7 protein-coding genes are annotated in these 12,251 nt (G+C 69.7%); 1 reads left to right on the top strand and 6 read right to left on the bottom strand.

Annotated elements, in window-relative coordinates; genetic code table 11:
- Window positions 1-16 precede the first annotated feature (16 nt).
- On the bottom strand, window positions 17-1,348 hold the full coding sequence (locus CCS38_RS09980) for a cation:proton antiporter (RefSeq protein ID WP_223732851.1): 1,332 nt from the start codon (window positions 1,346-1,348) through the stop codon (window positions 17-19).
- A gap of 91 nt (window positions 1,349-1,439) precedes the next feature.
- Window positions 1,440-3,122 (bottom strand): NAD(P)/FAD-dependent oxidoreductase, encoded by a 1,683-nt coding sequence (locus CCS38_RS09975; RefSeq protein WP_223732850.1) that lies wholly within the window; start codon window positions 3,120-3,122, stop codon window positions 1,440-1,442.
- A gap of 234 nt (window positions 3,123-3,356) precedes the next feature.
- Here CCS38_RS09975 and CCS38_RS09970 point away from each other — a divergent pair, with 234 nt between their 5' ends.
- A complete protein-coding gene (locus tag CCS38_RS09970) occupies window positions 3,357-8,000 on the top strand; it encodes a beta-ketoacyl synthase N-terminal-like domain-containing protein (protein ID WP_223732849.1) in 4,644 nt (1,547 codons plus the stop codon).
- 55 nt (window positions 8,001-8,055) lie between these two features.
- On the opposite strand, the gene CCS38_RS09965 is transcribed toward CCS38_RS09970, so the two are convergent.
- The 4 genes from CCS38_RS09965 to CCS38_RS09950 form a co-directional block, all read right to left on the bottom strand.
- Window positions 8,056-8,793, bottom strand: coding sequence for a response regulator transcription factor (locus CCS38_RS09965; protein WP_223732848.1), 738 nt, complete (start codon window positions 8,791-8,793; stop codon window positions 8,056-8,058).
- A 113-nt stretch (window positions 8,794-8,906) separates the two neighbouring features.
- A complete protein-coding gene (locus tag CCS38_RS09960; RefSeq protein ID WP_223732847.1) occupies window positions 8,907-10,535 on the bottom strand; it encodes an FAD-dependent monooxygenase in 1,629 nt (542 codons plus the stop codon).
- Entirely contained in the window at window positions 10,528-10,971 is a 444-nt protein-coding gene (locus tag CCS38_RS09955; protein WP_223732846.1) for an SCP2 sterol-binding domain-containing protein, read from the bottom strand. The genes CCS38_RS09960 and CCS38_RS09955 overlap by 8 nt, the downstream gene beginning before the upstream one ends.
- Before the next feature lie 9 nt (window positions 10,972-10,980).
- The gene (locus CCS38_RS09950; protein ID WP_223732845.1) at window positions 10,981-12,234 is read right to left on the bottom strand and encodes a cytochrome P450; all 1,254 of its coding nucleotides are present in this window, start codon (window positions 12,232-12,234) and stop codon (window positions 10,981-10,983) included.
- Window positions 12,235-12,251 lie beyond the last annotated feature (17 nt).

The raw sequence follows: 12,251 nt of genomic DNA, 5'->3' as shown, positions 1-12,251 counted from the left end.
CAGGGGGCCGGCCGGTTCAGCTCTCTTGCTGGGCGAAGGGTTGTGGGTGCGGGGGCGGCGGGGCGGCGTCGGCGGGACTGCGATGCCGGCCGAGCGCAGCGTCGGCGGAGGTGCGGCGCAGGACCAGGCCGAGGAGAGGAGAGGTCGCCGCAGTGGTGATCAGTGCCACGATGGTCATGGCGGTGAAGAGCTGGGTGCTCAGCAGGCCCAGTTCCAGACCGGCGTTGAGGATGACGAGCTCGGTGAGACCCCGGGTGTTCATCAAGATGGCCAGGGGCAGCCTCTGGTGCCGGTCGAGGCGGGTGATGCGGGCGGCCAGCAGCACGCCGCCGGCCTTGCCGATGCTGGCCACGGTCAGGGCGAGGAAGATGTAGAGGACTCCGGTCCATCCCAGGGCCGTGAGGTCCATGGACATGCCGGTCACCACGAAGTACACGGGAAGCAGCAGCTTCGCCAGGCTCTCCAGCGGGCCGCGTACCGCGGTGTGCAGGGCTTGGGCTCGTACCCCCCTCGGCATGACCAGGCCGAAGACGAAGGCGCCGAGAATGGGGTGCAGGCCGATCTCGGCCGTGACATAGGAGGAGGCCAGGGCGCCGGCGGCGGCCAGCATGCCCAGTTGGGGCGCGGACTGCCGGGCCAGGCGGGCCAGGCGGGCCAGTGCCGGTCGCACCACCGCGAACATGACCAGCGTATACACGAGCCCCCAGCCGAGGACATGCAGGAAGTCCCCGGGTCCGGCGGCGTGGACCAGAGCGGTGACCAGGGCCAGCAGCGTCCAGGCGAGTACGTCATCGAGAGTGGCCAGGGTGAGCGCGAGCCGGCCCACACTGGTGGACTGCAGTTTCAGGTCGGTGATGATGCGGGCCAGGACGGGGAACGCTGCGATGGCCATGGCCGTGCCCATGAACAAGGTGAACTCCACCAGCCGCACCCCGGGGCGGCTGACGGTGTCGGCGGTGGCGAAGAGGCCGGCCCCGAGAACGCTGCCGAGGATGAGGGGCACGAGCGCGGAGACGGCCCACAGGCCGCCGATCGTGCGGCGCTGTCCGCGCAGCTCCTTGGTGTCCAGCTCCCAGCCGAGGAGAAACATGAACAGCAGCAGGCCCAGATGGGCTGCCACCGTCAGATGCGGTCTGACGGCCGGGGGCAGCAGCACGTCCGGCAGGTGATGCGGAAGCAGTCCCAGCAGGCTGGGTCCCAGGCAGATACCGGCGAGGATCTCCCCCACGACGGCCGGCTGGCGCAACCGGCGCGCCAGGGCGATGAAGGCTGCTGCCACCGCCAAGGCCAGAGCGATGCTGCCCAGGGCCATCGCGGTGATCCACTGTGTGTCGGCTGCGCTGCTCATGCCGGCTCCTGGCTCTTTTCGGGACCCCGCCGGGAGTCCGGGGCATCGGTGACGGTCTCCCGGCGGGGTGGCACGGTGTCAGGTGAAGTGGTCAGAAGAGCCGGCGCCCGCGCAGTCCGGTGCGGGCCATCTCCACCGCGACGCCGCCGATCATTTCCCGCATGTCCGTGGGGGCTTCGGCGGCGAGCCAGTAGCACATCCGGGCGAGCTTGGCCGGTGTGGGGAAAAGGAACCGCGTGTCCGGGTCGGCGAATCCGATGCCCTTGGGGATGTAGTCGGCCTCGGCCAGCTGCCGGAACAGCTCAGCGGCCGCGTCGGACGCGGAGATCTGCCCCTGCTCGAATGCCTCGCACTGGGTGACCATGGAGTCGAAGAGCTTCTTGTACTCGGCGTGGTCCGGCCACCACAGCCCGACGTTGGGCACCTCCTCCAGAGCGCGGAAGATTCCGTCCTGGTGGGTACGCCGGTGGGCGGAGAGTGCGCGCTGCAGGCGGAAGCCGCCGACGACCGAGCCGAACGCCCAGATGCGAAAGACGGCGTTCCACAGATCGTAGCTGTCGAAAGCGAGGAAGGAGCTGTTGACCAGGCCGTCGTTGTAGTCCAGCAACCCCTGTTCAAGGGTCTGGACGTAGGCGAAGTGCTCGTCGGTGAAGTGGTCGCGCCGCAGGGCGTCGAGGAGCCGCCAGGCCAGGACATTGATGACTTCGACGGTGTTGGACAGGCCGCGGGAGAACAGCGGGTCCAGGAACCCGGCCGCATGGGACATCAGGCACCACCGGGCACCCACGGACCGGCGGGAGGAGTACTGCAGCCGGTCGGTGGAGACCCAGGGCCGCACCGCGGTGGCGCCCTCGAACTGCCGCTTGATCGCTGGGTAGCGGGAGGCGAACTCGCGGAACTCCTCCTCCGGGGCGGCGTCGGACTTGGGGTAGGTGCGCGGATCCATCGTGAGGCCGACGCTGACCAGCGGGTTCTTGGAGCCCTTGTGATTGTTGAAGGGGATGACCCAGAACCAGCCGCGGTCGAAGAGGTGATGCATCGTGCCGGAGTGCCAGGGCACCGGTGGTGACTCACGCCGCGGATGACGCAAGGCGGCGTCCGGCGTCCGCACGCCGATCATGTGCGTGAAGATCGAGCGGGAGTGGTGCTTGAACCGGCACGGGTCCTCCCTCAGGTCCAGCTTCTGTGCCAGAGGAGAGCGGAAGCCGCTGGCGTCGACCAGGTAACGGGCACGGAGGGTGGTGCCGTCCGCTCCCATGACCGCCACGCCGTCGTCGTGGATGTCGACGTCGGTCACCCGGTAGGCGAGCTTGGGCATGCAGCCGTAACGGATGGCGGTATTGAACAGATAGGCGTCGGTGTCCTGCCGGAAGAGGTGCCCGGAGCGGTTGATGATGCCGGGAGTATTGAACTGGTTGGCTTCCCTGGGATTCGGCTCGCTACCCTCGGTGTGACGAATGAATCCGAAATTGCGCTTCTGCCCGAAGGAAGAACTGATCTCCTTCGTGCAGTCCTTGTAGGAGGACAGGGTGGCGATTTCGGGGACGCCGTAGCGTTCGGCGAGCATCCGCAGGCCCAGGAGCGTGTAGGGAATCATCGACTCCCCGACCGCGAACCGCGGGTGCGCGCCCGCGTCCACGATGAGTACGCGGGCACCGGCGCGTGCAAGGATGGCTCCGAGAATCGAACCGGCAATTCCGGCACCGAGAATGATGACGTCGTTGTCCGGTTCGCGCAGCAGTGTCGGCGCTGCGGTCTCCTTTTCCTTCTCCATGCCCATGTGCCTTCCTCCGGGGGGTAGGACGCGACGGCAGTGGAGATTACTCAAGAACCTGATCCGGCGTCTTCGTCATTTGTGATGAATCAACGCCTCATCCCTTGTGGGGAGAAAAACCGCCGGGAGACGAAGGCGGGGCGGTGAAATCGTCCTTGCAGCCAATTGTTCGGTCGCGCCGGCCGCTGGAAGCCTGCCTCGTGCAGGCACGGTGACCACCACAGGAGGATGCGTATGACGTCCACGGAATCTCCGGCGGAGGGGGCCGATTTCCGCGGCAGACTCACCCAGGCGCTGCGCACCGTCTCCCAGTTGCGCAGTGCATTGGAGGAGCACGAGCGTGCTGCCCATGAACCGGTGGCCGTCGTCGGGCTGAGTGTCCGCCTCCCCGGGGAGGCCGACACCGCCGACCGCTTCTGGGAGTTGCTGCAGCAGGGCGTGGACGCCATTTCTCCCTTTCCCTCCGAGCGCGGGGACACCGTGCCGTACCGGGCCGAGGCCCCCGGAACCCCGGGGAAGGCGTATGTGACCGAGGCCGGCTATGTGCGCACCACCGAGTACTTCGATGCCCAGGTCTTCGGGATCTCCCCGCCGGAAGCTCTGGGGATGGACCCGCAGCAGCGCATGGTGCTGGAAGGGGCCTGGGAGGCCCTGGAGCACGCCGGCATCGCCCCGGACTCTCTCAACGGGACCCGGTCCGGTGTCTTCGTGGGCGCCAGCACCAGCGACTACGTGCGCATGCGGCAGCAGTTCGGGACGGCGGACGGCATCGACAGCTACCAGTTGTTCGGGGAGTCCAGCTTCATCGCCGGCCGGGTGGCGCACACTCTGGGGCTGCGCGGGCCGGCACAGGTGATCGACACAGCGTGCTCCTCGTCGCTGATGGCGGTCCACCAGGCGATCCGCGGCCTGCGTTCGGGCGAGATCGACCTGGCGCTGGCGGGAGGAGTCAACGCCATCCTCTCGCCGTACGGCTTTGTGCTTCTGAGCCAGTCCCGAGCGGTGGCGCCGGACGGCCGGTGCAAGACCTTCGATGCGGCGGCGGACGGTTACGCCCGCGGTGAGGGCTGCGGCGTCCTCGTGTTGAAGCGGCTGTCCGATGCACTGGCCCACTCCGACCGCATACTCGGCGTCCTGCGCGGCAGTGCCGCCAATCACGACGGCCGGGCCAGTGGAATCTCGGTGCCCAGTGGCCCGGCACAGCAGGAAGTCATCCGGGCCGCCCTGGCGGATGCGGGCGTGCGCGGCACGGACATCGGCTACGTGGAAGCCCACGGTACCGGGACGGTGCTGGGCGACCCGATCGAGCTGCGCAGCTTGGAGGCGGTGCTGGGCGCGCAGCGTGAGGCGGACCGACCGTTGTATGTCGGCTCGGTGAAGACCAACATCGGTCACCTGGAGGCCGGAGCAGGGGTGGCCGGCCTGATCAAGGCGCTTCTGGTCGTCGCGCGCGGCGAGATCCCGCCCCACCTCCACTTCCACACGCCGAATCCGATGGTGGAATGGGACCGGATGCATCTGCGCATCCCCACACGGACCGTCCCGTGGCCGGAGGAGGGGCGGGCGCGCCTGGCCGGCGTGAGCTCCTTCGGGGCCAGCGGCACCAATGTGCATGTGGTACTGGAGGGACCACTCGCTTCCCCGGCACCGGCGGTGGCGGCCCCCGCGGTCGATGAGACGCAGCTGCTGGCCGCTTCCGCGCGCAGCCCTGAAGCCCTGCGCGCCACGGCGCGGCGCTACGCCGAACACCTCGAGTCCCTTGCCCAGCAGGAGCCCGGTGCGGGGGCCGGGCTGCGCAATTTCTGCCTGAGCGCACATACCGGCCGGGCCCACCAGCCGCACCGGCTCGCGGTGGTCGCCGATTCCCCCGCAGCCATGGCCCAGCAGCTGCGGGCGTTCGCCGATGGCCGCCCCGGCGCGGCCGTATCCGGCAAAGCCTCGCCCCGGTACCGGCCCAAGGTGGCCTTCCTCTTCACCGGCCAGGGGGCCCAGTACCCCGGCATGGCCGCCGGCCTGTACGCGGCCGATCCCGTCTTCCGCGACGCTCTGGACCGCTGCGCCGAAGGGCTGCGCGCGCATCTGGACCGGCCGCTGCTGCAGGTGCTGTTCGCCGAGGAGGGCACGGCGGAGGCCGGCCTGCTGGATCGGACGGCCTGGACGCAGCCGGCCCTGTTCGCCGTGGAGTATGCGCTCGCGCAGACCTGGCTCTCCCGGGGAGTGCGGCCCACGGCCTGTCTGGGACACAGCGTCGGTGAGATCACCGCGGCCTGCGTTGCCGGCGCCCTGACGCTGAAGGACGCGCTGGCGCTTGTCGCCGCCCGCGGCCGGGCCATGGACGACCTGCCCGCCGGCGGCGCCATGCTGGCCGTGCCGCTGACCGAAGAGGCCGCGCACGTGGCGATCGGCCCCCGTACCGACCGTGTGGGCATCGCCGCGGTCAACGGGCCGGAATCCGTTGTCCTTTCCGGCGCCGGCGAGGCGATCGAGCAGATCGAGCGGGAACTTCGGACGCAGGGCGTCAAGAGCAGGCGGCTGCGGGTCTCGCACGCCTTTCACTCACCGCTGATGGCACCGGCGCTGCCCGAGCTCGCCCGTCTCACTGCGAGTGTGACCGTGAGCGAACCCGCCTTCCCTCTGCTCTCCGGCCTCACCGGCGCCCCGGTGGACCTGGACACGCTGCGCGATGCGGAGTACTGGTGCCGGCACGCGCGCCAGGCCGTGCGGTTCCATGACGGGCTGCTGTGGCTGAAGAACGCCGGTATCGGCACCTTCGTGGAGGTCGGCCCGGGACGCACCCTGCTGGGCATGGGCACCCGGGCGCTGCCCGACCACGACCTGCAGTGGCTGCCGTCGCTGCGCCGGGGCAGCGCGGAGACGACCGAACTGCAGCAGAGCCTGGGGCGGCTGTACGTGTCCGGGGCGCCGGTGGTGTGGCAGCGCCAGGAGGACCCGCCCTGGCAGCGGGTCGAAGTTCCCGCTTACCCCTTTCAGCGGCGCCGCTATGTCTTTCCCGCCGAAGCGCCGGCAGGCGGCCCGCTGCCCGGCCGCAGCGGACCGGCGGCAGCGCCCGGCGTCTACGCAGTCACCTGGCGGGAGGCCGCCCTGTCCCGCGAACCGATGACGCCTGCGCCCGGCCGCACTCTTCTGCTGGCCGACACCACCGGCGTGGCCGAGGAGTTGGCGCACAAGCTGCGGGCGGCGGGCGAGGAGTGCCTGCTGCGCTACGCGCCGGGGACGGAGCCCGGAGAGGCGCGACACACGGTCCGGCCCGACGCGGTCGGGAACCTCGTGGCCGAGGAAGGCCCCTTCGACCGGGTGGTGCATCTGTGGAGCCTGGATGCTCCGACCGCGGAGGACGCCGGTGGTGAGGACATCGCGGCGGCCCGGCAGCGCGGTCCGGAGATGCTCCTCGGCCTGGCGCAGTCACTCCTCAAGGCCGGTAGTGCCGAAGGTTCCCGACCGTGCCGGCTGTGGGTGATCACCCATGGTGCCGTGGCGACACAGGAAGAGGAAAAGGTCGACTGCGTGGCGGCGGCCGCGGCGGCCGGGTTCGGCAAGAGTCTGGTACTGGAACACCCCGAGCTGTGGGGCGGGTCCGTTGATCTCTCCGGGGGCGGAGCGGAACTCGATGCTCTGCGGGACGAACTTCTCCTGAACTCCGGTGCGGAGGACCAGGTGGCGCTGCGCGGTGCGCGGCGTCTGGTGCCCCGCGTGGTACCCCGCACCGATGCCCCCGTGTCCGCCACTCCGACGATCCGGCCGGAGGCGTGCTACCTGCTGGTGGGTGGGCTCGGTGGCGTCGGCCTGACGGTGGCCGACTGGCTGGCAGGGCTCGGCGTGCGCCGGCTGGTGCTCACCTCCCGCACCGGGCTCCCACCGCGCGAGGAGTGGGAGGAACCGCACCTGCCGCCCGCAGTGTGCGACCGCATCACCGCGGTACGGGCGCTGGAGGAACAGGGAGTGACCGTTCGGGTCGAAGCGGCGGATGTGTGCGACACAGAGGTGATGCGTGCGCTGGTGGACCAGCTGCGCACCGCCCCCGGTGGCCTGGCCGGAGTGGTGCACGCCGCCGGCCTCAGCAGCGGCGAGGACATAGTGCAGGCGGATGCCGCGGCCTTCAGGGAGGTGCTGCGGCCGAAGATGGACGGCGCCTGGACACTGCACCACGTGCTGGAGGGTGTGCCGATCGACTTCCTCGCCCTGATGTCGTCCGTGACTGCCGTGTGGGGTGCCCCGCACCTTGCGGCGTACACGACGGCGAACCACTTCCTGGACGCCCTGGCCGCCTACCGACGGACGCGCGGGCTCCCGGCAAGTGTCGTCAACTGGGGCCGTTGGGACGGCGTGAGCGGCCTGGGAGGCCGTGGCCGGGCCGAGCGGGTGGCAGCCACCGGCTACCGGCCGATGGACGCGGAGGGGGCAATGGCCCACCTGGGTGCGTTGCTGGCGGGCGGTGAGGGGCGCCGCATCGTCGCCGAGGTGGACTGGGAGGTCGTCCGGCCGCTGCTGGAGTCCCAGCGGGCACGCCCCCTGCTGGCGGAGATGGCCGCAGACCGTACCAGCAGTGCTGCGGCACAGGAGGCGGACGACGGCGTGGCGTTGCAGCGGGTGCTGTCCCTCCCGAGCGGGGAGCGGGAGCAGTGGCTGGAGGAGTACGTCTGGCAGTGCCTTGCCGAGCAGCTGGGAGTGGACCTGGCCGAGTTCACCGGCGACTTCGACCTGCTGGACTTCGGCTACGACTCGCTGGGCGCCATGCGGACACTGACACGCTTCCGCCGCGAGTTGAAACTGGAGCTGGCGGCACGCGAGTTCTTCGAGATCTCCGCAGACGAGTGGGGGCGCTTCTTGGCGGAGTCGGTGGCCGCGCAGCATGAATGACCGGGCCGGCCGGCACGGTGGGCGGCTCCTCACCGGTGTGGGAGCCGCCCACCGGTCAGGAGGCGGCCGCCGCGAGCCTCTGCGGCTGCGCCCGCATGAGACCGATCTCGTAGGCGTAGATGACGGCATGCACGCGATTACGCAGTTCGAGCTTGGTGAGCAGGTGCTGTACATGGGACTTCACCGTGCTCTCGCTGACGAACAGCGCGGCGGAGATCTCCGCGTTGCTCAAGCCGCGGGCAAGGAGTCGCAGGACATCGGCCTCCCGGCGCGTGAGATGCGCCAGGTCCGCCTCCGCCGGCCCGTCCTCCCCCTCCGGACGGCACACGACGCTGCCGGCCTGGGCCTGCTCGACGCCCTGGGGAAGGGAGCTCAGGGTGTAGTCGGCCGCGATCAGGCGTACGGCAGCGGCGATCTGTTCGGGGGTCGACTGGCTGAGCAGAACGCCGCGGACACCGTCTCCCAGCGTGTCATGGGGCAGGGGCCGGCGCTGGTCGACCAGCGCCAGGATCCGCGCGGCGGACGCACTGCGGTTCAGGGCCCGGCGGCTGGAGGAAACATCCAGACCGTCGCCGGTGTCGAAGACGACAACGTCGGGCTGGCTCGCCTGCGGGCCGCCCATCACCTCGGCGATGTCCGGGGCATCGTCAACGACAATCAAATCCGGCTGGGCGTCAAGGAGGAACCGATAGCCTGCTCGGGTCACTTCCTTCCGGCTTACGACCACTACCCTGATCGTCTCTCCACGCACCACGATGCTCCCCGTGGGTGAGTTGTGCAGGTTGACAAGCAACGGGGGACAGCGTCACGGCTGTGGCTCGAGGAGCGGTCCAGGAGCGGCGTAGCACGCCTATAGCGTGGTGCTACTCGTTGGTGGACCACCGGTCGCGGCGGGTGCCGACGCCGTCAGCTGCTCCCGGAGCCGTATCGGGACCAGTAGCTGCGCAGCCGCGAGAAGTCGAGTCGATCGTCGCGGTAAGCGATGTAGTGATCGGGCCGGACGACGTGGAGCGCGGGCCCCCCTTCCGCTCCGTAGCGCTTGTGGACCTCCCCGGTGCGGTCGAGAAGCACCCCTTCGGGGAGGCTGCTCAGCGGCCCGCGGGTGATGAGAAGGGCCTCCCCGTAACCAGCGGCCGCGGCCCGGGCCTGCTCCCGCCGACGCCGGAGTTCGGCCGGGCGCATCTCGTGCCCGACGAAGACAAGGACGGTATGGCGTTGCTGGTCCAGCGCCCGGCGCAACCGGGTGATGCCGGAGGCGGTGTGCAGATAGCCGTCCGGGCTCAGGTCACCGGCCTGCGGCACCATGTGGCCTGCGGATCCGTCCTCGGCGCCGTGGCGCCACCGGTCCGACGCGAGCGGGCTGGTGCGGTAGTCGATGGTCAGCTCGCTGATGTTCCGGGTCACCGTCTCCTGTACGCCCTTGAACTGGGTGGCGAAGGCGGCCATATGTTGGCGCAGTGCTGCGGGTACACCGCGGAAGGTGATTGCCTTGGTGGCACGCTCGGTGAGCTGGAGCACGCCCGCGGCCACACGGGTGCGTTCGTGCGCGTAGGTGTCCAGCAGCTGCTCCCCCGCCCTGCCGGCGAGCACCAGGGCAAGCTTCCAGCCGAGGTTGTGGGCGTCCTGCAGGCCGGTGTTCATTCCCTGTCCGGCAATGACACTGTGCGAGTGGGCGGCGTCACCGGCGAGGAGGACACGGCCCGAGCGGAAGGTGGCTGCCCGGCGCTGGCGGCTGCCGAAGTACGTCGTCCACCGGGGGGCGAACAGCCGGGGGTCCAGTGGGGTGCGTTGTTGCACCAGCCGGGAGACGAGCTCAAGAGGCGGCGCGGCGCCCGGGGAGGGTCCCTCGTACTGACACAGCACCCGCCAGCCGTCCTGTTCGGGCAGGGGGATGGCAGCGAACGCCCCCTCGTCGTTGAAGAAGGCGTGCAGACGGTTGCCGTCCAGGTCCCAGTTGGCCGAGCAGTCCGCCAGGATCCAGTTGCGTTCCAGGTCCTTGCCGTGATCGGCGATGCCGGCGAGGTGGCGGACGGTGGAGTGCGCACCGTCGCACCCGACCAGCCAGCGGCTGCGGACCTGCTCCACGGTGCCGTCGGCGTGCTGCAGGCGCACCTCGATGTGGTCTTCGTGGTCGGTGAACCCGGTGACCTCCGCGCCCCGCTGTGGCGTGAGGCCGCGCCGGACGAGGTCGTTGCACAGCAAGTCCTCGGTGATGTTCTGCGGCAGACACAGACCGAAGGGGAAGGGCGACTCCACCTCGTCCAGGCCGAGAGAGGCCACCGACCGGCGGTTGTGATGCAGTTCGATGGCCACCATGGGACGCCCGGCGGCGAGCGCGTCGTCCACCAGCCCCAGGCCGTCGAAGACTTCCAGCGTGCGGGCAGCCAGGGCCAGCGCCCGGCTTTCGTCGTGGGCGGCTCGGCGCTTGTCGACCAGGCGCGGCTGAATGCCGTGGCGGAGCAGGACCGCAGCCAGCATCAGCCCCGTCGGCCCTGCGCCGGCGATGAGGACGTCCGGGCCGGCGGCGTCAGCCATGGTTGGTCTCTTGTGCCAGACGTGCCATGAGCTGCTGGTACTGCGCTGTCTGCAGCACCAGCATCAGGTCCATCAGGGCGGCTCGGTCCCCGGCCACCTTCATGACGCCCTTCATGAACGCGGCAGCCGGGTGCTGCCGGCCGGTGTGGAGGTCTCGGAGATCTTCGTAGTGGACGCTGATGCGCAGATTCGGTCGCTTCAGGGCGCCGAGGCCGATCCGGGCCACCCGACCGGACCTGATGCGCAGGGAGTAGTCGATGTCGCCGCCCGGGGCCTGATGCACGGCGTAGTGCACGTCCACGTTGGCGCGCTCGATCCTGGGCAGGGCCTCAGCGAGAGCGGCGAAGTGCCGGAAGTACTCCTCGGTGAGGAATTGCAGGTTCCCGACCTGGCCGGGGGGAGTTGCCGACGGCGTGGCGGCGGTGGGGCTCGTCATGCTGCTCTCCTAGGCATTGACGACGGCGATGCGCAGGCTCTCGACGCCGCGCAGGGTCAACCGAGGCCGGTAGACGGGTTGTTCTTGCAGGTCGAAGGCGGAGAAACGGCGCAGCATCGTGCTGTGGAAGACTTCCGCCTGCAGCTTCGCCAGCCGCCAGCCCATGCAGGTGTGGATGCCTGCGCCGAAGGACACCGAGGCCGTCTCCCGCCGGTCGATGCGGAACTCCTCGGGCCGGGAGACGTGGGCAGGGTCGTGGTTGGCTGCGCCGATGCCCAGGATGAGCTGGGCCGGGGCCTCGATCTGTACACCCCCGACGGTCCGGGGCTCGGTCAGGGTGCGCACGACGATCTGGACGGGTGCGTCGTAGCGGATGACTTCGTCGATTGCCGAGTCCAGCAAGCTCATGTCCGCCCGGAGCCTGTGTGCTTCGGCAGGGTGTTGCGCGAAGGCCCGTACGCCGTTCCCGAGCATGTGTGTGGTGGTCTCGAAGCCGGCGCCGATGACCATGTTGCACATGCCGATGAGTTCGATCGGGCTGAGTCGGCCGGATTCGGCATCGGTGATGGCGATGAGGGCGGAAACGAGGTCGTCCCCGGGCTGTCGTCGTTTGCGGTCGATGAGATCGGCGAAGTAGTCGTCGGAGAACTGGGCGCCCTCATCGGCCTCTCGCAGTTCTTGTGCGGTGAGGCCCAGTTCGAAGGTGCGCTGGAAGTTGCGCATGGGTTCGCGAAGTGCCGGGGCCTCCTCGCGGGGCATGCCCAGCAGGTCGGCGACCGTGTACAGCGGCAGCGGATAGCACACGTCGTTGACGATGTCGCCGCCGCCGGCTTCGGCTATCGGGTCGAGCAGCTCGTCCAGGGTGTGCTGGATGCGGTCGCGCAGTCTTTCGACCATGGCGCCGGTAAAGCTTTTGCCGGCCAGCCGGCGCAGCCGGGTGTGCTCGGGCGGATTGGCCCACAGCATGGAGGTGCCCATGCGCCGAAGGGCGGCGTGCTCTTGCCACTGGCCGCCGAACCGGCCGTGCATGAAGCCCTCGACGTTCTTGCCCACCGCTTTGTCCCGCAGCATCGCCAGCACGTCGTCGTAGGAGGTGAAGACCCACATGCCCAGCTTGCTGTGGTGCACCGGCCGCGTCTCGCGCAGAGTCCGGTAGCGGGGATAGGGGTCCTGGACGCCTTCGGGGGAGAAGAGGATCTCGGCGAGGGCGGCATCGGCGATACGGTCCTCGTCGAGGGCGGGTGTCAAGTCCTGGATGGTCACGTGTCACTCACCGGGCT

Origin of the sequence: Streptomyces purpurogeneiscleroticus (genome assembly GCF_020024005.1) — a bacterium.
Classification (GTDB): Bacteria; Actinomycetota; Actinomycetes; order Streptomycetales; family Streptomycetaceae; genus Streptomyces; species Streptomyces purpurogeneiscleroticus.
Note: the sequence above shows the minus strand (reverse complement) of the source record. Positions and strands in the feature narration are given on the sequence as shown.

Bases quoted from the DNA above. Each gene is read 5' to 3' on its own strand.
- CCS38_RS09980 (WP_223732851.1), bottom strand. From the start codon at position 1,348: ATGAGCAGCGCAGCCGACACACAGTGGATCACCGCGATGGCCCTGGGC.
- CCS38_RS09975 (WP_223732850.1), bottom strand. From the start codon at position 3,122: ATGGAGAAGGAAAAGGAGACCGCAGCGCCGACACTGCTGCGCGAACCG.
- CCS38_RS09970 (WP_223732849.1), top strand. From the start codon at position 3,357: ATGACGTCCACGGAATCTCCGGCGGAGGGGGCCGATTTCCGCGGCAGA.
- CCS38_RS09960 (WP_223732847.1), bottom strand. From the start codon at position 10,535: ATGGCTGACGCCGCCGGCCCGGACGTCCTCATCGCCGGCGCAGGGCCG.
- CCS38_RS09955 (WP_223732846.1), bottom strand. From the start codon at position 10,971: ATGACGAGCCCCACCGCCGCCACGCCGTCGGCAACTCCCCCCGGCCAG.